This is a genomic window from Oceanobacillus sp. FSL H7-0719 (genome assembly GCF_045040795.1).
In the GTDB taxonomy this organism is placed as follows: domain Bacteria; phylum Bacillota; class Bacilli; order Bacillales; family Amphibacillaceae; genus Oceanobacillus.
The window spans coordinates 3,140,995-3,161,391 of record NZ_CP150301.1 but is presented as its reverse complement, the minus strand read 5'-3'; the positions used below and the strand labels follow the sequence as shown (position 1 = coordinate 3,161,391).

At 36.8% G+C, this 20,397-nt stretch carries 24 protein-coding genes, 1 pseudogene and 1 riboswitch; of the genes and pseudogenes, 9 read left to right on the top strand and 16 right to left on the bottom strand.

Annotated elements, in window-relative coordinates:
• Nucleotides 1-17: 17 nt before the first annotated feature.
• The 4 genes from NST93_RS16175 to NST93_RS16160 all read right to left on the bottom strand — a co-directional run bounded on the left by NST93_RS16175 (nucleotide 18) and on the right by NST93_RS16160 (nucleotide 2,519).
• On the bottom strand, nucleotides 18-800 hold the full coding sequence (locus NST93_RS16175; RefSeq protein ID WP_405098793.1) for an MBL fold metallo-hydrolase: 783 nt from the start codon (nucleotides 798-800) through the stop codon (nucleotides 18-20).
• A gap of 55 nt (nucleotides 801-855) precedes the next feature.
• Nucleotides 856-1,278 (bottom strand): FosM family fosfomycin resistance protein, encoded by a 423-nt coding sequence (gene fosM, locus NST93_RS16170; protein ID WP_405098791.1) that lies wholly within the window; start codon nucleotides 1,276-1,278, stop codon nucleotides 856-858.
• A 31-nt stretch (nucleotides 1,279-1,309) separates the two neighbouring features.
• Nucleotides 1,310-1,654 carry an FAD-dependent oxidoreductase gene (locus tag NST93_RS16165; protein ID WP_405098789.1) on the bottom strand — a complete coding sequence of 115 codons (345 nt, stop codon included), beginning with the start codon at nucleotides 1,652-1,654 and terminating at the stop codon, nucleotides 1,310-1,312.
• Between the two features lie 136 nt (nucleotides 1,655-1,790).
• A complete protein-coding gene (locus NST93_RS16160) occupies nucleotides 1,791-2,519 on the bottom strand; it encodes a phosphatase PAP2 family protein (RefSeq protein WP_405098787.1) in 729 nt (242 codons plus the stop codon).
• A gap of 168 nt (nucleotides 2,520-2,687) precedes the next feature.
• On the opposite strand from NST93_RS16160, the gene NST93_RS16155 reads away from it, so the two are divergent.
• The 7 genes from NST93_RS16155 (at nucleotide 2,688) to NST93_RS16125 (ending at nucleotide 9,481) form a co-directional block, all read left to right on the top strand.
• A complete protein-coding gene (locus NST93_RS16155) occupies nucleotides 2,688-3,335 on the top strand; it encodes a DUF1232 domain-containing protein (protein ID WP_405098785.1) in 648 nt (215 codons plus the stop codon).
• A gap of 10 nt (nucleotides 3,336-3,345) precedes the next feature.
• On the top strand, nucleotides 3,346-4,506 hold the full coding sequence (rodA, locus tag NST93_RS16150; RefSeq protein WP_405098783.1) for a rod shape-determining protein RodA: 1,161 nt from the start codon (nucleotides 3,346-3,348) through the stop codon (nucleotides 4,504-4,506).
• 172 nt (nucleotides 4,507-4,678) lie between these two features.
• A complete protein-coding gene (gene ftsW, locus NST93_RS16145) occupies nucleotides 4,679-5,785 on the top strand; it encodes a putative lipid II flippase FtsW (RefSeq protein ID WP_405098782.1) in 1,107 nt (368 codons plus the stop codon).
• 151 nt (nucleotides 5,786-5,936) lie between these two features.
• Nucleotides 5,937-6,446 (top strand): hypothetical protein, encoded by a 510-nt coding sequence (locus tag NST93_RS16140; protein ID WP_405098780.1) that lies wholly within the window; start codon nucleotides 5,937-5,939, stop codon nucleotides 6,444-6,446.
• 88 nt (nucleotides 6,447-6,534) lie between these two features.
• Nucleotides 6,535-6,641, top strand: a riboswitch (SAM riboswitch).
• Nucleotides 6,642-6,722: 81 nt separating this feature from the next.
• The gene (locus tag NST93_RS16135; protein WP_405098778.1) at nucleotides 6,723-7,478 is read left to right on the top strand and encodes a cyclase family protein; all 756 of its coding nucleotides are present in this window, start codon (nucleotides 6,723-6,725) and stop codon (nucleotides 7,476-7,478) included.
• A gap of 139 nt (nucleotides 7,479-7,617) precedes the next feature.
• A complete protein-coding gene (locus NST93_RS16130) occupies nucleotides 7,618-8,538 on the top strand; it encodes an ABC transporter ATP-binding protein (protein WP_405098777.1) in 921 nt (306 codons plus the stop codon).
• On the top strand, nucleotides 8,531-9,481 hold the full coding sequence (locus NST93_RS16125) for an ABC transporter permease (RefSeq protein ID WP_405098775.1): 951 nt from the start codon (nucleotides 8,531-8,533) through the stop codon (nucleotides 9,479-9,481). The genes NST93_RS16130 and NST93_RS16125 overlap by 8 nt, the downstream gene beginning before the upstream one ends.
• 64 nt (nucleotides 9,482-9,545) lie before the next feature.
• Here NST93_RS16125 and NST93_RS16120 read toward each other — a convergent pair whose 3' ends face one another.
• From NST93_RS16120 to crcB, 3 genes are read right to left on the bottom strand one after another with little or no spacing between them, the layout of a single operon-like run.
• Nucleotides 9,546-10,283 (bottom strand): hypothetical protein, encoded by a 738-nt coding sequence (locus NST93_RS16120; protein ID WP_405098773.1) that lies wholly within the window; start codon nucleotides 10,281-10,283, stop codon nucleotides 9,546-9,548.
• Between the two features lie 33 nt (nucleotides 10,284-10,316).
• Entirely contained in the window at nucleotides 10,317-10,682 is a 366-nt protein-coding gene (locus tag NST93_RS16115; protein ID WP_405098771.1) for a fluoride efflux transporter FluC, read from the bottom strand.
• The gene (gene crcB / locus NST93_RS16110; RefSeq protein WP_405098769.1) at nucleotides 10,679-11,053 is read right to left on the bottom strand and encodes a fluoride efflux transporter CrcB; all 375 of its coding nucleotides are present in this window, start codon (nucleotides 11,051-11,053) and stop codon (nucleotides 10,679-10,681) included. The genes NST93_RS16115 and crcB overlap by 4 nt, the downstream gene beginning before the upstream one ends.
• A gap of 242 nt (nucleotides 11,054-11,295) precedes the next feature.
• Here crcB and NST93_RS16105 point away from each other — a divergent pair, with 242 nt between their 5' ends.
• Nucleotides 11,296-12,471, top strand: a complete 1,176-nt coding sequence (locus NST93_RS16105; RefSeq protein ID WP_405098767.1) for an MFS transporter — start codon at nucleotides 11,296-11,298, stop codon at nucleotides 12,469-12,471.
• 65 nt (nucleotides 12,472-12,536) lie between these two features.
• On the opposite strand, the gene NST93_RS16100 is transcribed toward NST93_RS16105, so the two are convergent.
• The 8 genes and pseudogenes from NST93_RS16100 to pflB all read right to left on the bottom strand — a co-directional run bounded on the left by NST93_RS16100 (nucleotide 12,537) and on the right by pflB (nucleotide 18,876).
• Nucleotides 12,537-12,683, bottom strand: a complete 147-nt coding sequence (locus NST93_RS16100) for a glycine zipper family protein (protein ID WP_405098765.1) — start codon at nucleotides 12,681-12,683, stop codon at nucleotides 12,537-12,539.
• 17 nt (nucleotides 12,684-12,700) lie between these two features.
• Nucleotides 12,701-12,937 carry a hypothetical protein gene (locus tag NST93_RS16095; protein ID WP_405098763.1) on the bottom strand — a complete coding sequence of 79 codons (237 nt, stop codon included), beginning with the start codon at nucleotides 12,935-12,937 and terminating at the stop codon, nucleotides 12,701-12,703.
• Between the two features lie 128 nt (nucleotides 12,938-13,065).
• On the bottom strand, nucleotides 13,066-14,193 hold the full coding sequence (gene dnaN, locus NST93_RS16090; protein ID WP_405098761.1) for a DNA polymerase III subunit beta: 1,128 nt from the start codon (nucleotides 14,191-14,193) through the stop codon (nucleotides 13,066-13,068).
• A 66-nt stretch (nucleotides 14,194-14,259) separates the two neighbouring features.
• Nucleotides 14,260-14,820 (bottom strand): GNAT family N-acetyltransferase, encoded by a 561-nt coding sequence (locus NST93_RS16085; protein ID WP_405098759.1) that lies wholly within the window; start codon nucleotides 14,818-14,820, stop codon nucleotides 14,260-14,262.
• A gap of 178 nt (nucleotides 14,821-14,998) precedes the next feature.
• Nucleotides 14,999-15,325, bottom strand: a pseudogene (locus NST93_RS16080) (DUF2332 family protein); the annotation flags it as partial.
• A gap of 12 nt (nucleotides 15,326-15,337) precedes the next feature.
• Nucleotides 15,338-15,487, bottom strand: a complete 150-nt coding sequence (locus NST93_RS16075) for a hypothetical protein (protein WP_405098757.1) — start codon at nucleotides 15,485-15,487, stop codon at nucleotides 15,338-15,340.
• Nucleotides 15,488-15,856: 369 nt separating this feature from the next.
• Entirely contained in the window at nucleotides 15,857-16,594 is a 738-nt protein-coding gene (gene pflA, locus NST93_RS16070) for a pyruvate formate-lyase-activating protein (RefSeq protein ID WP_405098755.1), read from the bottom strand.
• A gap of 41 nt (nucleotides 16,595-16,635) precedes the next feature.
• Entirely contained in the window at nucleotides 16,636-18,876 is a 2,241-nt protein-coding gene (gene pflB / locus NST93_RS16065; RefSeq protein WP_405098753.1) for a formate C-acetyltransferase, read from the bottom strand.
• Nucleotides 18,877-19,126: 250 nt separating this feature from the next.
• Between pflB and NST93_RS16060 the strand changes: the two genes are divergently transcribed.
• A complete protein-coding gene (locus tag NST93_RS16060; RefSeq protein ID WP_405098751.1) occupies nucleotides 19,127-19,543 on the top strand; it encodes an HIT domain-containing protein in 417 nt (138 codons plus the stop codon).
• Between the two features lie 100 nt (nucleotides 19,544-19,643).
• Here the strand turns inward: NST93_RS16060 and NST93_RS16055 are convergent, their stop codons facing one another.
• Nucleotides 19,644-20,135: a GbsR/MarR family transcriptional regulator gene (locus NST93_RS16055; protein WP_405098749.1), complete on the bottom strand. Its 492-nt coding sequence runs from the start codon at nucleotides 20,133-20,135 to the stop codon at nucleotides 19,644-19,646.
• Nucleotides 20,136-20,397: the final 262 nt, after the last annotated feature.

The following is a 20,397-nucleotide window of genomic DNA, read 5'->3' as shown; positions in this document are numbered from 1 at the left end:
CCCGATTATCCCACTAACTAAAATTGGATACTAAAGCCATTAAAGTGATGCGTTCCTGTTCCAAATCGCACTAAATCATGCATTCTTAAATAGTTTACTGCATGTTTAACCTCTCGTAGAATAGCAGAGTCTAGTCCCAGTGTGTTGTGTGAGCTATAGATTCTATTGATTTCAGGTATCCTGGTTATCTTTTCTAAAGAGTTTACTAAGTCTATAGGATTCGTAGTAGGGTAGAAAGCATAGATTGGTGTTTCATCGTACAACAGATCGCCCGTGAATAAATATCCTGCATCCTTATCAAAGATTACAATATGTCCAGGGGAATGGCCGGGTGTATGGTAGACGACTAATTTTCTATTTCCCAGCTCAATAATATCCCCATCCTTTAATAACCCAGTTGGTTCCCCTTGAAATGGTTTATATGTATCCGGATTAAAACTTGGCGGTGCAGGGATGCTGATGTCTCTTGCAGTATTTTTCCTGATTTGTTCTATTGACAGTCCTGGAATTCCGTTAACAAGCCAATCTCTTTCAGCTTCATGAACAAACAGCCGTTCATATTTTCCATGGCTTCCAATATGGTCAGAATGAACATGAGTGGTGATAACGTCAATCGGCAGGTTCGTAAGCTGATCCGTAATCCGCTTCATATTATCAATCCCTAAACCTGTATCGACTAAAGCTGCTTTTTCATCACCTAAAAGCAAAAAGGAATGGACTTTTTCCCAGTGTCCAAGCTCACTAATTGCATATGTTTTATTGTCAATTTTTCTTACTGTAAACCAGGGGGCATTCAACATAAACATATCACCAGTTTCTATTTAATGATAGATTGATCAAATAAACACTCGAGGATTAGTCGAAAAACTGCATATGGGCTTTGTCCTGCTTATAATAATTCATTCTATCCTCCAGAGTGCCTGTATGGAATTCAAATTTATGTCCATCAAGATCTGTGAAATAAATAGATTTCTTATCTCTTTCGTCTCTATATCGTCCTTGTAAAATATTTACTTCTAATTCTTTTAATTTATTATATATCATGTCAAATTCCATTTCATCAATCGAAAAAGCAATATGTGTGTAAGATTGATGGATTTCATTACGTGGGATATTCTTTTCCTCATTAAGTGCAAGCCAAATCCCATTAAAATCGAAGTAGGCTGTTGTTCTGCCCTTTACTAATAATTTCGCGTCAAACACATCTTGATAGAACTCAATAGAACGCTCTAAATCTGATACTGAAAACAACAAATGATTAAGCCCATTAATCGTCACCCGAATCACCTCATTTTTAAAAACTGGATATTCAGGTTCTATCCCAGTTTTCTAGTAATTTAGCTACGGCCTGTTCTGCAGAAAGCAGCGCACCTTCCAGATGACCGCCAAATTGTGAACTCATTTCCGTTCCCGCAAAGGCAACTTTATTTTCCCAAACTCCTGCCTTTGGCGGCTGACCGTAGCTCGGAAAGTACCTTAGCGGCTCCAAATCCTCCATCGTAGCCGTTTCTGCTTCTCCAGCCCAATCTTTATAAAGAATAGAACTTGCATCTTTAGCGGAAGAACCAAACAACCTGACGAGTTGTTCAATAGCTAATTGTAAAATGGCATCCTTTAGTAATTTAATTTTAGTGTACACTAATTTTTCATTCATTTATACGCCTTTTACTTTTTAACAAACGAACTGCTTTTGAAAAAACAAGCAAAATTAGCCCGTTCTAATGCGTACTGCTTAGATAACAATCACGAAGATAAAAAAGCGGGACAAGCAGGTTACATCCCGCGTCCCACTATTTAGATTGAGACAATCGGGAATTGACCTTGTGCCCCACTTTCATACTTTGATCTTGTATTTTTAAATGCTGTAAAAGACGTTGCAGCGGTTCTAATGCATATTGATAAACACCAACTGAAATGAAGGCTGTTGCCATACCATAAAGGAAGCCTCCGATGACATCTGTTGGAAAATGAACACCAAGATAAACTCTTGTAATCATAATAAAGCCAATCAATAGGAGCACAGCCAATCCAATTACAGCCTTTTTCCAGTATTTTTTCACCATTAGAATAAGCACCAGTCCAAGCATTCCGTAAAACATTGCTGCCGAAGTAGCGTGACCGCTCGGAAAGCTTTCCGTCGTTTTCTCAATTAGCGGCAGAATATCTGGACGCGTCCGATCAATTACTAATTTAATTAATTTTGTGCCAATTGCCGCGAAACATAGAATCGTTCCCCCAAGCCAGAGTCCAGCCACATACCACCTTTTAATAAAAAAGAAAATAACAAATGCTATTGTTAAAGCAATGATTAATCTTATATTTCCAATCTCCGTAAAAATGGAAAATAATGTTGTTTTTGCATCCGTGATATTCGCTTGAATCGCTTCTATTATCATCAAATCTATCTTTTCAATATGATCACTTTCCGTAAATACTCCAAAACTCACAACCCCAAAAAACAGGAAACATATCACACCAAAAATGATTAATACATTGGAAACTTCTAACCTTATTCTCATTCTTTAATCCAGCCTTCCATACATTTTTAAAGCTAATGTCATATTGTAACAATATGACAAAAAAACGCAACTGCTTTATGAACCTGCTCTGATTCCGTTGACATTTTGTCACCACATCTGTATATTACTATATGCATTCACTCTAAACAAGACAGGTTGGTGTATACGATGAAAGATCATGGGACATTTCGCGAGCTTTTAAACCATTTAATCGATGATAAATCATTATCTTTGAGAAAGCTGGGCAGGATTTCGGGAATTGATCATGCTACCCTCTCAAAGATTATGAATGGAAAGCGAAAGGCAAATTTATCACACTTACAGAAATTATCTGCAAGTCTTGAAGTTGAATTGGCGACATTAATGCATGCTGCAGGTTATACAACTGAAATAAAAAAAGAGGAAACCTCAGAAATTCAGGATGCAGTGAAATCGATTCAACAGTTAATTAAAACAACAAATGTATATGATGGGGATTTTACAATCAAACAAATTGAAAAGGAAATCTTCAGCTATCAAAACTACAGTCAAACAACTGAAGGCAGAGACACTATTCTTCAGGGATTCGAAAAAAAGGTGGATGAAACAGCTAGCCAAGGCAGATACATAAACCAATTGCGTATGATGTTCTCGAAATTTTCTGCTAAAAATGGCACAGCTGGAGAAATTGCTTTAATGGGGGCCGCCTTGATTTATTTCATCGTAACTACTGATTTAATTCCGGATTACTTACTTCCTATAGGTTTTTTAGATGATGCAGTCATTGTGCAAACAATTTCAAATTACATGGACAATAAAAAGCTTCCATATTTGTAAGGATGAAAATATGCAGTCAAACACACAAAGAGTAGATTATCTTATTCTTTTTTTAGTCTTTTGCTTATTTATTTACAGCTTGTTTGCAGTTTATAGCGGCTCTGGACAATACGCAAAAGACGTTCCGTTCTATTTTGTAATCAGACAAGCCATATGGTACCTCGCTGGAACTGGATTAATGTTTTTCATTGCAAAGTTTGATTATGAACTATTGGAGAAATGGGCAATGCCGTTATATATTGCAGGTGTCTTTCTTCTATTGCTCGTTCAATTCTTTGGGATAGAGAAGAACGGTTCACAGCGCTGGGTAAACCTTGGGATACTTGAAATACAGCCCTCTGAGTTTATGAAAATCATTCTTATTCTTTACCTGTCTCTTATTTTAAGGAAAGTGGGGAAGGCCCCATTAAGTTTCAGAAGCAGCATTCCAGTTGTTGCAAAGGTGGGACTATATTCCTTCATTCCTTTTTTACTTATATTTATTCAGCCTGATTTAGGGTCTGCTCTGGTTATCTTGGGGATAGCAGTGTCTTTAATTTTTGTTTCTAGTATTTCATACAAGATTATACTTCTTATTATTTCCATTGCAGCTACAATTTTAGGTTTTTTAGCTTATTTATTTTATTTTCATCTTGATTTGTTTGAGCGCATTTTAAAGCCGCATCAGCTATCAAGAATATACGGCTGGCTCAACCCAAACGAATATGCTTCGGATTATGGCTATCAATTAAAGCAGGCAATGATGGGGATTGGATCAGGCCAAATGACTGGTAAGGGGTTCACCAATGGTATACAGGTACAAAACGGCAAAGTTCCTGAAGCACATACAGATTTTATTTTTGCAGTAGTTGGTGAGGAATTCGGCTTTCTTGGGGCAAGCCTCTTACTGTTGATTTATTTCTTATTGATATATCGAATAATACAAATCGCTTTGCAAACGACGAATTTATTTGGTGTCTATATTTGTATAGGTACAGTTGGACTTATTAGTTTACAAGTCTTTCAAAATATTGGAATGACGATTGGACTAATGCCAATAACGGGATTGGCTCTTCCATTTATTAGCTATGGCGGCAGTGCACTCCTAACCAACTTTGTTGCTTTGGGCTTAGTTTGCAGTGTACAAGTGCATTCCAAACAATTTATGTTCAGCAGCAACAATATTTCCTAGGTGCAGGTCAAAGCTTCGGTAAATAAAACGGGCTGAAGGTTTTTTAAAAATTTGTTTTACCACTGGATTATAAATAAATAAAACTATTTAACAAGGGCAATACATTGCTTCTCCAGTCTATTTTGCATTCTTTTGGAAGGCACATATCATAACAAGAAAGGATGATATTTCAATGGATCGTTTTACAGGAAGCCTTAATAAAATTAAAAATATCGATCTGCCGTTATTGGTTATCATTCTTTTTCTTGCAGGCTTTGGACTGATGATGATATACAGCAGCAGCAGTACACTCGGTTACCTAAATTATGATGCATCCAATCACTTCTTTTTAAAACAGCTGCAATGGTTACTCTTAGGCTGCACCCTTTTAGCGATTGTCGCCTTCATTCCATACCAGCTGTATAGTAAACTCAGTCCGTTGTTTGTTTTTGCTTCTATTACTTTATTAATTTTAGTCTTACTCCCGGGTATTGGTGTGGAAAGAAATAATTCGCAGCGTTGGATTCAGTTAGGGTTTATGTTATTTCAGCCAACTGAGTTAATTAAACTGTTTATGCTGATTTACTTTGCAGCATTTTATTCAAAAAAGCAGGAAATCATCAATCAATTTAATCGAGGTGTCCTGCCGCCATTGCTGATTTTAGCTGTTATCTTTCTTTTAATCCTGCGCCAGCCTGATTTAGGTTCCGCAGCATTAATATTGTTTGGCTGCGGGATTATTGTGCTTTCATCTGGAGTAAAACTAAGACACTTATTGATGCTGGGAAGTATTGGTATGCTGAGTGTAGCTTACTTTGCATTATCTTCCGCTTATCGGCTCGAGAGATTGACATCTTTCATCAACCCTTTTAGCAGCCCAAGTGGAGACGGCTATCAGTTAATCAACAGTTATATTGCTATAGGCACAGGAGGGATTACTGGAAATGGATTAGGAAGAAGTATTCAAAAACTGGGCTTTCTTCCTGAGGCACATACCGACTTTATTATGGCTGTTGTATTAGAAGAGCTTGGAATAATTGGACTTATCTTTGTAGTTAGTGCGTATATCTTTATTATGTTTCGAGGAGTAGCCATTGCCAAAGCTTGTACGCATCTGTTTCCTAAATTGCTGGCCATTGGAATCACCTTTCAAATCATGCTACAGGTCGTTTTCAATTTAGGTGCAGTGTCTGGAATGCTCCCGATTACCGGTGTGCCTCTTCCATTAATTAGCTACGGGGGGTCCTCGACCATTGTTTCAATGATTTCCTTTGGAATCTTGCTGCAGATTTCTGCTTAAGCTAATTTAAATCCGAAAGTCAGTAAAAGGCAGTTGCCAGAGTATCAATTCTAGAAATGATAGTAACTTACAATACATATATTTTTCACCTATAAAATTGCTGTGCATAACTTAATAGTAATGTTAAACGCCTACTAGGAGTGAGTCAGCAATGAGTAAAATTAATTTTCAATCCTTTAGTGGATATGTAACACAAATTGATGATTTTCTTACAAGTCCGAATAACGAGGACAGCGGCTGTCATAAAGCTTTTGTTGTAGAAAATGATGCAGGAATGATTGTTCATTTCATTATTTCGCCTGATACTTATTTTGTCGACCACGCAATGATAGCTGTTGGCGATAGGATAACCGGCTACTATGATGGTGACATGCCAGTCGCACTTATCTATCCCCCAAGATATCAGGCACTGATTGTCGTAAAAGAAAACCCCTACCAGCAAGTAAAGGTTGATTATTTTAATCACAATCTGGTCAGCAGTGATGGGCAGCTAATGCTAAACATCTCTCCTGTTACATTCGTTTCATTAACGAACGGGCAAGCATTTTCCAATACACTTGCAAATCGAAACCTGATTGTAAGCTATGGACCAACGACAAAAAGCATCCCTGCACAAACAACTCCATACGAGATTATCGTCTATTGCCGTATGGGACAGTAGAACTGCTTTAGATAACAGAGCCTGCCAACCCAGCTCTTGACATTCTTAACATTCAGTTATATTCTAATAATTAACTTAATACAATATTTCCTTATCCAGAGAGGTGGAGGGACTGGCCCTACGATACCTCGGCAACAGACTTTTTAAAGAAGAACTGTGCCAATTCCAGAAGCAATCACTGCTTGAAGATAAGAAGAGATATTAGACTCTGTGCCTAAACCTCTTCTTATTTTTAAGAAGAGGTTTTTTAAATTCACTTTAACAGGGGGAAGTAAAATGACAAATGCAAAGACAGCAATAGAACTACAACAGGCAATCACATTGATCAAAGATAAGAAATGGGTGGATTTAACCCATACATTCGGACCCGATTCACCACACTTTGCAGCATTTGATGATGCAGCATTCGAAACACTCTTTACACATGATGATGGCTTCTTCGCTCAGAAATTCACTGTACCTGGTCAATATGGAACACATATCGATGCGCCAATCCACTTTATCAGGGGAAATCAGCGTTATGTCGATGAGCTTGATTTAAAAGAACTTGTTTTGCCGCTTATCGTTATTAATAAGTCCAAGGAAGCTGCGGAGAATAATGACTTTACCCTTACTAGAGAAGACATCTTAGCATTTGAAGCTGCACATGGTGAAATTGAGCCAGGAACATTCGTCGCACTCAGAACAGATTGGAGCAAGCGTTGGCCTGATAAAACGGCATTTGAAAATAAAAATTCAGATGGCAATCCGCACTTGCCAGGCTGGGGAATAGATGCACTTAAACTCTTATTTGAAGAAAGACAAATAGGTGCAGTTGGTCACGAAACATTTGATACTGACTCCTCTATCGATGTCGCAACAAATGGATCTCTAGTCGGCGAGTATTATGTACTGGAGCAAGATACCTTTCAGGTAGAACTGCTGACCAATCTAGATAAAGTGCCAACAAAAGGTGCGTTTATCTTCAATATAGTAGCAAAGCCAGAAAAGGCTTCTGGATTTCCAGTACGTTCATTCGCAATATTGCCTTGAGCGGTACAGCGAGTCAGTCCCAGATTACCCACTTCTTCTAAAACCAGGACAGCAGGGACAGATTCTGCTGTCCTTTTTTATGAAACCTTTCTCCTCATATCTTCGTATATATAAGGTGAAAAATAAAGGAGGTAAAAGGATGACAGAAGCTGCCATGCAATTGACAAATGTACGAAAACGAATTGGCAAAAAGGAGATTATAAAAGACTTATCCTTTACGATCAACAAAGGGGAAGTTTTCGGATTAATTGGCCCAAATGGGGCTGGAAAAACAACTACTATTCGAATGATGGTTGGTTTGATGAAGATATCCGATGGTGATGTACATATTCTTGGCAAAAGTATTAAATCAGAGTTTAAAGAAGCAGTACGCGAGGTTGGTGCAATTGTAGAAAACCCTGAACTCTATCCATTTTTAACAGGAGCGCAAAACCTGAAGCAATATGCACGAATGATTCCTGATATTACACAAGAAAGAATTGATGAAGCTGTGAAGCTCGTCGGTCTTGAAAAAGCGATGAATGAAAAGGTTGGCCGTTATTCTTTAGGGATGCGCCAGCGAATTGGAATTGCTCAGGCACTGCTGCATAAGCCATCTATTTTGATTCTGGATGAGCCTACCAATGGCCTCGACCCGGCGGGAATTAGAGAAATCAGACAATATATTCGTAAGCTGGCAACAGAACAAAATGTAGCCGTCATTATTTCGAGCCACCTTTTATCTGAAATTGAATTAATGTGTGATCGGATTGGTGTTATAAAAAACGGGGAACTTGTTGCCATTCAGGCTGTGAAAGAAAATACACCAGTTGGAGAACAGCAGTTATCACAAGTGGAAATCGAAGCAGCACCGGCAGAAAAAGCTCTTGAAATTATAAATTCTAAAACGGCTGCGGTTCAGACGAATAATAAAATCAGCCTCCAAATTGAAAAAGAGAATATACCAGCATTAATTGCTTCTCTCGTAGAACAAAATATTCTCATTTATGAGGTCAGCGTGACAAAAGCCACCCTCGAAGACAAATTCTTTGATTTGATTGGAGAGAATGTCATTGAATAACTTTATTAAACTCATTCAAAACGAACTCATTAAAACATTTCGTCTAAAATCCACTTGGGCTATGTATATTTTGTTAGCTGTCATCATTGTTGGAGCTGGCCTTATTGTTAAGATTTATGGCGACTTTACAACCTATGAAGAAGATACATGGAGACAAGCACTGGAAGAAGAAAATACTGCTTTGGTGGAAGAAACGGAAGAATATCCTGGAATGGAATCTTTTAACACTGATTTAATTGCCACAAATAATTACTATTTAGAAAATGATATTATGCCGGTAAACTATGGAGCATGGCAGTTTGTAATGGAAAATCAAATGTTGCTTTCACTTGTCAGCTTGTTTACGATTATCGTTGCAGCAGGCATTATCGCAAATGAATTTCGCTGGGGAACGATTAAGCTGCTGCTTATTCGGCCGATTTCCCGTACGAAAATATTAGCTGCAAAATATAGTTCTGTACTCGTATTTTCGCTTTTAACCCTAATATTTGTCTTGCTGTTTTCTTGGATTGTAGGGGCTATACTCCTTGGAATTGACGGAGTGAATCCACATATTGTTCTCCAAAAAGAAAATGGTCTTGAGTATATTTCAGTCTTCAAAGAAATCATTTCTGGCTATGGCTTCAGTCTCGTCAACTTACTTATGATGGCTACATTCGCCTTTATGATTTCAGCAGCATTCAGAAACAGTGCGCTAGCAATTGGATTAGCTATTTTCCTTATGTTCGCAGGAAACCAAATCGTCTTTTTCTTTGTGGAACGTGATTGGGCAAAATACATTCTATTTGCAAATACAGACCTAACACAGTACTTCAATGGAAATGTCCCCATGATGGAAGGAATGACACTTGGGTTTTCGATTACAGTATTAGTTGTTTATTACATTATTTTTATGGCACTCGCCTGGCTGTTCTTTACCAAGCGTGATGTCGCTGGGCAATAAATTAATAAGCTTAAAAAGGTTCTGACTGCAATTCAAGGTCAGAACCTTTTTTATCATTCCTTTTCTAAACAATACTACCGCCATGCATCGAAAATAAATAAAAATCTTCTCCGTCTGTCAGTGTCCAACCATCAAAATCAGCACTCGCATGAAATACATCTAGAAAGAGTTCACCAATTTGTACGATCAGCAATATGACTTCTGCATTGCGAATTCGCCAAGGACACTCCAGCTTCAGAGCTCCTTTTTCAAATTCAATGATGAAGCCAGGATCGAATGTAACATTTTTTATTTTTTGACCAATAAATTCGTGAAAGGTTATTTTGCTTAAGGTTGAGTGCCAAAGCTTACGTGCATGCTCAATAATCATCTTATGAATTTTTTCTAATGTATAGTGATATATATTATCTCCATACTCAAAATCATCTATTGCATCATTTATTTCCTGCCAATTCATTTGTTCTTCAACTAAATCATTTACTAAAGTTAAATCATAGATTTCTCTTACCAGCTCCAATGCATGTTCTGTTGGTACCAACAGCTGTATATGCAATTGTTTTAAACGATAATCTAAGCACTCCCCCATTGGTGGAGCTTCCAAGTGCAGATCATCCATCACCTCTCCGAACATCGCCTCTATTTCAAATATATTTAAGTCCTCACCAATTCCCATGCCAGCTAACTTTTTGATTGACATTTTGTCCATGAATATATTTTCTATTGCCCAGGCTACATAATCCTTCGCTTCGATAGTTTCTGTATATTTCTTGTAGTATAATTCTAATCGTTCGATTGGATTCACCCCATTCTACTTCTCTATTTTTACTATAGCCCCTTACTTTAAATAATCTCCAACTAAAAATCCAAAATACGCTAAAACAATGCCGATTCCATAAGTGAAGATTGTATAAATAATAAGTTTCTTTGTACGTCCGTCTCTATAAAATACAGACATTTCCAGCTTTAATGTTGAAAAGGTTGTAAGTGCACCTATAAAGCCTGTGCCAAATAATAGAAGAATTATGAGCTCTGCTTGCATACCCGTAATGAAACCAAGAAGAAAAGAACCTGCCAAATTTACAATTAGTGTTCCTATAGGAAGTGAAGCAGCAGAATCATTTAACTTCTTACTAATCATATAACGAGAAATCGCTCCAAAAAAACCGCCAGCCCCTACTAGCATAATATGAAATAATGTCACCGATTTAGCACCTCCCTATTCTGTCTAAACCCCCATTGGCTCATCAATAACCCGCCAAAGATGCTTAGAATAATGTAGAGAGCGCCGAGCAGCACACTTCCACTTTGAAATAAGCTCACGGTTTCTACACTGACTGCAGAGAAGGTAGTAAAAGAACCAACGAAACCTGTCGATATCGCAGTTTTTACTTCCGGGGCAATGGAACTTCTCTTAAATACTCCATAAGTAAGCCGTGCTAACATGAAGCTCCCAATTAAATTAATACATAAAGTTGCATAGGGAAATGCACTATCCGAAAAAACAATAATCCCTATTATATAACGCAGCATTGCGCCAAGCGCTCCTGCAACGCCTATAAGAAAATAGACCATTTCCTTTCCCTCATTCCACTAATCAAAAAAATCCTCATAAGAGTTAGAGTTAAATCATAATCATTCAACCACTTATTTTGTCTTTATTATATCTAAGAATGGGGAGAATAAGTACAAATTGTTAACAGTATAAATTAATTTTAATTTATACTTATCATTACTATTGCAAGTATTGCAAAAAGAGAGTAGAATTCTCTTGTTCACTGTCGAAAAATGCAAGAAGCGATATAGGAGATATAGCGATGAAAAAGAAAAAAGATATGATGCTGGTAATTTTACTTTCAAATATATTCTTTGTATTTTTAGGGATTGGCTTAGTTATCCCAGTATTACCAACCATTATGAATGAATTGCAAATTAGCGGAACAGTCGTTGGTTATTTAACGGCAGCATTCGCTTTCACACAATTGATTTTCTCACCTTTCGCAGGAAAAGCTGTCGATAAATACGGCCGTAAAATTATGATTATCATTGGTCTGTTTATTTTTAGTTTTTCCGAATTTTTATTTGGACTAGGGAAAACGATTGAAGTATTATTTATTTCAAGGATATTAGGCGGTGTCAGTGGAGCCTTCATTATGCCTGCAGTAACAGCATTCATTGCAGACATTACCACTTTAAAAACACGGCCAAAAGCTTTAGGATATATGTCAGCAACCATCAGTACAGGCTTTATTATCGGGCCTGGACTTGGAGGGTTTTTAGCGGAAATCGGCACGCGCGTCCCATTCTTCTCAGCAGCCGCATGTGGTTTAATCGTTGCTGTATTATCGATTATTACACTAAAAGAACCTGAGATTAAACAAGATGATATGCCAGACCTTGCGGAAGAAGTTGGGAAAACTGGATTGAAGAAAATATTTATGCCAATGTTCTTCATTGCATTTATTGTTATCTTTATTTCTTCATTTGGTTTAGCAGCGTTTGATTCATTCTTTAGTCTATTTACAGACCATAAATTCGGCTTTACGCCATCAGATATTGCCATTGCAATAACAGGCGGGGCAATTGTAGGAGCTATCTTCCAAGTAGCACTATTCGATCCTTTAACACGGATGATGGGAGAAATAAATATTATTCGCTGGTCATTAGTTCTTTCAGCAATACTCGTATTCGCAATGACCTTGGCCCAATCATATTGGACGGTTATGGCTGTTACATTTACTGTATTTATAGGTTTTGACCTTATACGCCCTGCTGTAACAACCTATTTATCACGGATTGCTGGCAAGGATCAAGGATTTGTTGGCGGAATGAACTCGTTCTTCACGTCACTGGCAAACGTATTTGGACCTGTGCTAGGCGGGATTTTATTTGATATTGATATAAATTATCCGTTTTACTTTAGCTCAGTTGTAATTGTTATCTGTCTCGTACTGACTATGTACTGGAAAAAGCCCAAGATAGAAATGAATTAAACAATAAAAACCAGTGTGATTTTCAAATCCTCTGGTTTTTATTGTTTATAATTTGCAGTTCTTGTTTAAATTGTTTTTCCTTTTTTCTTTGCATCGGTATCCAAACCAGTTCCAATTGCCATACCGAGTGGCAGTCCAAGTGCAATATTTTCAAATAAGAGTAGCTCAAATAATAAGCCGAAGCTGATACCAAGGGACATATATAAACTCATGTAATAGCCGCTTGGTATTAATTCATTAATTCATGTTTCTTTTGGAGATGGGAAGAAATCGTCTCTGTCTTTTTATAATGATTTTTATAATCTTCTTTTGTCAGTTGATGTATTTGTTCCTTCACTTCAGTAAAATGATCCTCTAGCGCTGACAAAGACTGCTCACATTCTTCACATTCATTTGAAATGGTTCCTAATCTCCCTAAAAATCCGTCTGCATTTATCCAATTCCATCTTAGCAGCAGCCTTTTCATCTATATCGGCTACTATTTCTTCTATCTTATCCTTCATCCTGTTAATTCGTTCGGTTTGCATGGGGCGGCCTCTTACTATTAGTAAACTTTTTTGCAATTAATGAATCTATACTTTTAGCAGAACTAAACTAATATGATCTTACCGGCGAAATAAGATGAAGCTGAGAAGGGTTTCCAACCGGCTGTATTACAAGTGGTCTCATAGAACCACTGTAACTTACACTCACTTCATCTTCTTCAATCTCCTTTAAGGCATCCATTAAAAAGCTGCCATCTAGAGTAACGCTTAATTCATCCTCACCACTAATCTCACGTATCTCCAGTGTTTCTTCAATTTTGCCGGCTTCTGTTGATTTCGAGGAAACGATTAATAATTTATCTTTAATTGTGATATGAATATTATTATTTCTCCATTCATCTGCAAATAGGCTCGCGCGATCCACACCATTTAGCAGATTTTTTGTGTTCAGTGAGAAAATTGTTTTTCCTTTTTGTGATATCAGACTAGAGATACTAGGAAAGTTCCCTTCAATTAACCTTGAATATAATGAAGTTTTATTTGACTTAAATAATATATAATTGTGAGTTGTATAGATGTCAATCGCAGTTGATACAGAACTAAATAATTTTATCAGTTCATTTAAGGATGTGCTTGGCACAATAAAAGAGCCGTTTATATTGTTCTTAATATCAATTTTACTTCGTGCTAACCGATGGGAATTTGTTGCCGCACATGTCAGTTCATTTTGATTAAATGTAAAATTAACTCCTGTTAAAACGGGTCTTCCTTCATTTTTTGCTACTGCAAACACAGTTTGTTTAATAATATTAATCAACTTGCGACTTGGAAGACTAATTTTATGGTTTGCTTCTATCTTTGGCAAGGAGGGATATTCCTCTGCATCGAGTCCATTCAAACTTGTAATAATTTCTCCAGACTGAATTCTTACTGAATATTTATCATTCATCTTCCAAGATATATTGTCGGGCAACTTTCTTACCAATTCACTTAAGTGCTTAGCTGAAACTACCAAACAGCCCGTTGTCTGAATGTGTATTATCTCTGTTCCATTCAAGGTTTTCGGTATTATTTTTTCTATAGTAATATCAGAGTTACTGCCTGTAACTATTAAATGATCTGACATTGCTTCAACTTTTATGCCTGATAGGATTGGAAGAGTTGTCTTTTTAGATATAATTTTACTGACTTCTGAAATCGCCTCACTAAAATACTTGTGATTTATTATGAATTCCATTAGGTGAATCCTCTCTATTATATTCGTATAATATCTTTCAGTGTTCCAGAAATTGATTGTGCTGTTCTAGACCGTCCTCGCATATATACATGTATTTCGCAACTCTTTTGTGTCGGGAGACAAGTCATCGTTAAACAATATCCCCTCTAATTTATAACCTAATCTTTCAGGCACAGCTCTGCTTTTTATATTTTTTTCATTGCATCTTATTTCCACTCTTCTTGCCCCAAGCTCTTTAAACGCAAAATCCGTAATTCCCTGTACAGCCTCCGTCATATATCCCTTCCCGCTATAGCGGCTGTCAATCCAGTACCCTATTTCAAACTTTGGCACGGTCCAATCCATTCTATGTAATCCAGAGCTTGCCACAAATTCGCCCGTTTCTTTTGAAAAAATAAGCAATCTTAAATCTTCCCTTTTCAAAAAAGCAATATGGGCATTTCTTATATTCACTTCTACCTCTTCTTCAGATTGGCTCTTCTGTGCAAAAGGCATCCATGGTTTTAATTCATCTATTGAAGCTTCTATCGCTTCATAAACTACCTTTCCATCTCCTGGTCTTGGCATGCGGATGAAGAGTCTTTCTGTTGTAAATTCTTCCGGAAATTCTATAAGTAGTGGGTCCATCCTATAAACACCTTTCTGAATAAAGTTTTATCGCAGGTTAAGTGGCAGTAAAACTCCCACTGATTGAAGTTTCACTTTATAAGAGCCATTCAAACCATTTTCCATGCCCATCCGTTTTGGCTATTCTTTCATTCTTTTCCTTTCCATTTATAACAGAATCCAAATGTAAATCGCCATCTCATACATTATTATAAATATGAAAAACATCTCTTTTCGCACCAATACGTTTTATATTATCTAATAAGCTATTTTTCATTTCTGTTGTCATTTGATTTGCTGCATGTGTATGGAAAATGCATATAACTGAATCGTTTGGAATTTCTTTAGATACATCTCCCAGAAGTTCAATCCCATCCCCATTAATTAAATCAACTGCCGCTCTATTATGCAGCAGACATTTTGAAGCCTGCTTAAATAATTTTCTTCTCTCTTTATGCTCCGGCCAGATTAATGCATCTAACCATATCGCATCATCCAAATATGATAAATCATTAATATGCAAATCTAATCCAAACCGCTAGTGAACTGGAGGACTAATTTCAGCGAAGGATGGTATATTTTCACCCTTTATATTCGTTTGAATATGGACAACAGATTCCATATCGCCATATACCTCATTTGAATGATAACGATAGGCATATTTATCCCTCCGCTCTATATCTCCCACAATAAAATCTGCTATATTTACAATCTGCTTATTAATGATTTCCTCCAACAAAGATTTTTTTCAGGTAGCTCTATTCATTGCTCCTTCTGTTCCAGCGTTTAGTAAAGGGAATGAGAGTGCCCTGAATATTGCAATAAGAAATGCAATCATCATGCCCCTGCTTCATTATGTTTTATTGCTTTTTAACAGTTTCATAAATAGTAAATACTTTATTCTAAATCGTCTTGAAATTCATTTTATATTTGTTTATACAAAATGTCTATAGCATGTGATGCGCTGTCAACTATACTCATTCTCAAAAAAAACGAAAGTACAGGAACAAGCCGCCCCTGTACTTTCGTTTTTTTGTTTTCAATTATACCAATCCAGTCATGCTATACTTGCACCCGAGAGTATACGCTCTGCATTCTCCACTCGTTCGGCTGTTGGGGGTGCTATCCCTTGTAATGGATAATCAAGCTCTAATGCCTCCCATTTATAAACACCAAGTTTGTGATATGGAAGTACTTCTACCTTTTCAACGTTTGTTAATGTTTGTATGAAATCAGCCAGGCTATATAGGTCTTCATCAAAATCTGTACGTTCGGGTATGAGGACATGGCGAATCCATACTGGAACCTCTTTTGCTTTTAAATAATTGGCAAACTCTAAAATACACTCGTTGGACATTCCCGTTAAAAGTTTATGTCTTTCTGGATTAATTTGTTTTAAATCCAATAGAACAAGATCTGTCAGTGCAATTAATTCATCCAGCATATTTAAATAGCTTGGCGATTTTATAAAATGGCCACCAGATGTATCGATAGCAGTATGAATATCGTACTTCTTCAATTCCCTGAAAAGGCTAATAAGAAATTTCTGCTGTAATAAAGGCTCTCCGCCGCTAACCGTCACGCCACCTCCAGATGCCTTGAAAAAGGGGAGGTAGGTTAAAATATCTGTCACTAATTCATTTACAGTTACCATATTGCCGTCCCCCATTTTCCAAGTATCGGGGTTATGACAAAATTGACAACGTAATGGACAACCCTGGGTAAAGATGATATAGCGAAGCCCTGGCCCATCCACCGTTCCACATGTTTCCACAGAATGAATACGACCTTTCATGTTAAAACCTCCCCTTAAATATCTATTTTCATTTTAGGCAATCAATGACTTTCATGGAATGTACGATTAATTACTTCAATTTGCTGTTCTCTTGTTAATTTAATAAAGTTTACAGCATATCCAGATACACGAATAGTTAATTGCGGGTATTTTTCAGGATGTTCTACAGCATCTAGTAATGTCTCTCTTTCAAATACATTAATATTTAGGTGATGACCCTCTTTTATCATGTATCCATCAAGCATTGCCACAAGATTTGCTTTCCTTGTGTCTTCATCCTTGCCTAATGCTTTTGGAACGATAGAAAATGTGTTGCTGATCCCATCTAGAGAATATGCATATGGTAATTTTGCCACAGAGCTTAATGATGCAAGTGCACCTTTTTTATCCCGGCCATGCATTGGGTTAGCACCAGGCGCAAATGCTTCACCAGCTTTTCTGCCATCTGGTGTGTTACCTGTTTTCTTCCCATATACTACATTGGAAGTGATTGTTAAAACAGATTGTGTAGGTACAGCATTTCGATATGTTTGATAATGCTTAATTTTATTCATAAAAGTTTTTACAAGTTGCACTGCAATGGCATCTGCACAATCGTCATTATTCCCGTATTTAGGATAGTCTCCCTCTACCTCATAATCAACAACATAGCCTTGTTCGTTGCGAATGGTTTTTACTTTCGCATATTTAATTGCACTTAAGGAATCCGCTGCAACAGAGAGGCCAGCAATACCACAAGCCATTGTGCGTAATACTTCTTTATCATGCAATGCCATTTCAATCCGTTCATAACTGTACTTGTCGTGCATGTAATGAATAATGTTCAATGTATTCACATAAAGTCCAGCTAACCACTCCATCATTGTATCGAATTTCTTCATCACTTCTTCATAATCCAAATACTCTGAAGTAATCGGAGCATAGTGCGGAGCTACTTGAGCAAATGAGATTTCATCCACCCCTCCATTGATTGCATATAATAATGCTTTGGCCAAGTTTGCTCTTGCACCAAAGAATTGCATTTGTTTTCCAATTGACATCGCAGACACACAACAAGCAATTCCATAATCGTCTCCATAGATATCGCGCATAATATCATCATTTTCATATTGAATAGAGCTTGTTTTGATTGACATCTTTGCACAATACTTCTTAAAGGCATCTGGTAAATCCACTGACCAAAGAACAGTCAGATTAGGTTCTGGAGCAGGACCTAAATTATCTAGCGTATGCAAAAAGCGGAATGAATTTTTTGTAACAAGTGGTGTTCCGTCCTTCGCAATTCCACCAATAGATTCTGTAACCCATGTAGGATCTCCACTGAATAACTCATTATAATCTGGTGTTCTAGAGAATTTAACCAATCGGAGCTTCATAACAAAATGGTCGACTAATTCTTGGGCTTCTTCCTCTGTTAATACGCCATTATCAAGGTCTCGCTCAATATAAATATCTAAAAACGTCGATACTCTTCCTAAACTCATTGCTGCGCCATTTTGCTCTTTAATCGCAGCTAGATAACCGAAGTACAGCCATTGGAAAGCCTCACATGCATTTATTGCAGGTCCTGAAATATCGAATCCATACTTTGTACCTAATTGTTTCAATTCATGTAATGCACGAATTTGCTCAGTGATTTCTTCGCGGTCCCGGATAACATTCTCAGACATCATTCCGTTTGCGCCAATCGTGTCTAATTGTTCCTTTTTATCTTCAATAAGTCTATCCACCCCGTATAATGCGACGCGACGATAGTCTCCGATAATACGGCCACGCCCATAAGCATCTGGCAGACCAGTAATAATACCCGCCCTCCTGGCAGCTTTCATTTCAGAAGTATACGCATCAAAAACACCTTGGTTATGTGTTTTTCGGTACTCTGTAAAAATATGCTGCACTTCCTCATCAACTTCAAAACCATAAGCCTTCGCTGAATCAACAGCCATTCGAATTCCTCCAAAAGGTTGTAAGGATCGTTTAAAAGGCTCATCTGTTTGAAATCCGACAACTTTTTCCTGCGTTTTGTCTAAATATCCTGGGCTATGAGATGTGATGGTCGAAACAATCTTCGTATCCATATCCAGGACACCGCCATTTTCTCTTTCTTTCTTTGTTAAATCCACCACATGATTCCATAAATTAAGAGTAGCTTTTGTTGGTTTGGCTAAAAAGTCTTCATCCCCAGTATAAGGCTTTACATTTTCCATAATAAAGTCCCTTACGTCAATCTCATATTTCCACTTTTCACCTTTAAATTCTTTCCTATTTACAGCAGCCGTCATTATTTACCCTCCTCAAAATAGTTTGTGAATCATTGAGCATTTATATCTGTATTAATTGTACCATATTTTTATTATGGTACAGATTAGAAATAATTAATAATTTGTGACTTTCCTTAGAAGAAGTCAATCAATCCATTTTAATAGCAAAACTTCACGCATCATTACTCTGCTTTTCATTTCATTTTATATGCATTATAATCAACTAAACTAAAACAAATGTTTGTTAGATAATTAAAGGATAGGTGATAAAATGGAGAACTGTATATTCTGTAAAATCATCAACCAACAACAGCATGGCTATATTATTTCTCAAAACGAGTCAGTGACTGCATTTCTAGATATTCATCCTGTTACGGAGGGGCATGTATTGGTAGTACCAAACGAACATGTTGAAAAATTACACAACATGAATAATCCAGAAACTGTAACTGCGCTCATAAATACACTTATTGATACAGCTAATCTGCTTGTAAAATCGAATATATGCACAGACTACTCTATTATACAATCAAATGGAAAATACGCTGAACAGGATATCAATCATCTCCATTTTCATATCATTCCTAGACATCAACATGATGAAGTAGTATTTAAATTGGATACAAATACAAATGCCGCACTGGAAGATAATTTAATGAAGGTATTCAATGATTTAATCAAAAATTAAAAGGGCAACTGAATTCGATGATACGCGCTTCACACGTACACATTTCTTCATCATGCCCTCTTCCATTATTCATTGTACGTTATTGTCCAATCTGCCAGCGTTATTTTTTACCGACCCGCAGTTCATTAAATGCCGATTCAATACTTGAATGGAAATCAATAATTTCATCTACTCGATTTAAAATCTGTGCTCTTTCTTCCTCATCATCAGTTCCAGTCCAATTATCATCTGTTATATCCTTTAATTCCTCTAATGTCTCCTTTTGCCGTGCCGTCTTATCCACCCATTTTCGAATATAAAAGTTAACAAAAACTTTGAATAACTGAGAGTTTGCTATATATAAATCCTTACGCACGCCCTTTTTCCACACCTGTGAAACTAAGTTTAAATTAGATAAACTGCGGATGCTCGTACTCATCGCTGTTTTGCTCTTTCCAAGCGCTTCACTCATTTCATCCAATGTCTGTGGCTGATTTGTTAAATATAAGTATGCAAATAAACGTGACTCTAGAGTAGATAAGCCAAACATTTCTATTGTTTTTGAAAAAGCTGATATTAAGTCATCTTTTAAAGTTTCATTATTCGTATTCATATTATCCTCCTAAACCTCTATGTTAAGAATATACCACATTAAACTAAAATAAAAATTATATTACTCGTCGCATCTTTGAGCAAATCAGAGTATTTAGCAGAAAACACTGGTTTTAGTTTATAAAGTAAAAACTTTACAAACTAAATGAACGAAAATGGCCGTTTAAAACGTTTGTACTCTCTATTTAAAACATGTATAGTTATAAGGTAGTTCGTTTTGAGCGGAAGCAAATAAATCAATTATAGCTGAGAGTAAAATTATA

Bases quoted from the DNA above. Each gene is read 5' to 3' on its own strand.
- NST93_RS16175 (WP_405098793.1), bottom strand. From the start codon at position 800: ATGTTGAATGCCCCCTGGTTTACAGTAAGAAAAATTGACAATAAAACA.
- NST93_RS16165 (WP_405098789.1), bottom strand. From the start codon at position 1,654: ATGAATGAAAAATTAGTGTACACTAAAATTAAATTACTAAAGGATGCC.
- NST93_RS16160 (WP_405098787.1), bottom strand. From the start codon at position 2,519: ATGAGAATAAGGTTAGAAGTTTCCAATGTATTAATCATTTTTGGTGTG.
- NST93_RS16155 (WP_405098785.1), top strand. From the start codon at position 2,688: ATGAAAGATCATGGGACATTTCGCGAGCTTTTAAACCATTTAATCGAT.
- rodA (WP_405098783.1), top strand. From the start codon at position 3,346: ATGCAGTCAAACACACAAAGAGTAGATTATCTTATTCTTTTTTTAGTC.
- ftsW (WP_405098782.1), top strand. From the start codon at position 4,679: ATGGATCGTTTTACAGGAAGCCTTAATAAAATTAAAAATATCGATCTG.
- NST93_RS16140 (WP_405098780.1), top strand. From the start codon at position 5,937: ATGAGTAAAATTAATTTTCAATCCTTTAGTGGATATGTAACACAAATT.
- NST93_RS16135 (WP_405098778.1), top strand. From the start codon at position 6,723: ATGACAAATGCAAAGACAGCAATAGAACTACAACAGGCAATCACATTG.
- NST93_RS16130 (WP_405098777.1), top strand. From the start codon at position 7,618: ATGACAGAAGCTGCCATGCAATTGACAAATGTACGAAAACGAATTGGC.
- crcB (WP_405098769.1), bottom strand. From the start codon at position 11,053: ATGGTCTATTTTCTTATAGGCGTTGCAGGAGCGCTTGGCGCAATGCTG.
- NST93_RS16105 (WP_405098767.1), top strand. From the start codon at position 11,296: ATGAAAAAGAAAAAAGATATGATGCTGGTAATTTTACTTTCAAATATA.
- NST93_RS16100 (WP_405098765.1), bottom strand. From the start codon at position 12,683: ATGAGTTTATATATGTCCCTTGGTATCAGCTTCGGCTTATTATTTGAG.
- NST93_RS16095 (WP_405098763.1), bottom strand. From the start codon at position 12,937: ATGAAAAGGCTGCTGCTAAGATGGAATTGGATAAATGCAGACGGATTT.
- dnaN (WP_405098761.1), bottom strand. From the start codon at position 14,193: ATGGAATTCATAATAAATCACAAGTATTTTAGTGAGGCGATTTCAGAA.
- NST93_RS16085 (WP_405098759.1), bottom strand. From the start codon at position 14,820: ATGGACCCACTACTTATAGAATTTCCGGAAGAATTTACAACAGAAAGA.
- pflA (WP_405098755.1), bottom strand. From the start codon at position 16,594: ATGAAAGGTCGTATTCATTCTGTGGAAACATGTGGAACGGTGGATGGG.
- pflB (WP_405098753.1), bottom strand. From the start codon at position 18,876: ATGACGGCTGCTGTAAATAGGAAAGAATTTAAAGGTGAAAAGTGGAAA.
- NST93_RS16060 (WP_405098751.1), top strand. From the start codon at position 19,127: ATGGAGAACTGTATATTCTGTAAAATCATCAACCAACAACAGCATGGC.
- NST93_RS16055 (WP_405098749.1), bottom strand. From the start codon at position 20,135: ATGAATACGAATAATGAAACTTTAAAAGATGACTTAATATCAGCTTTT.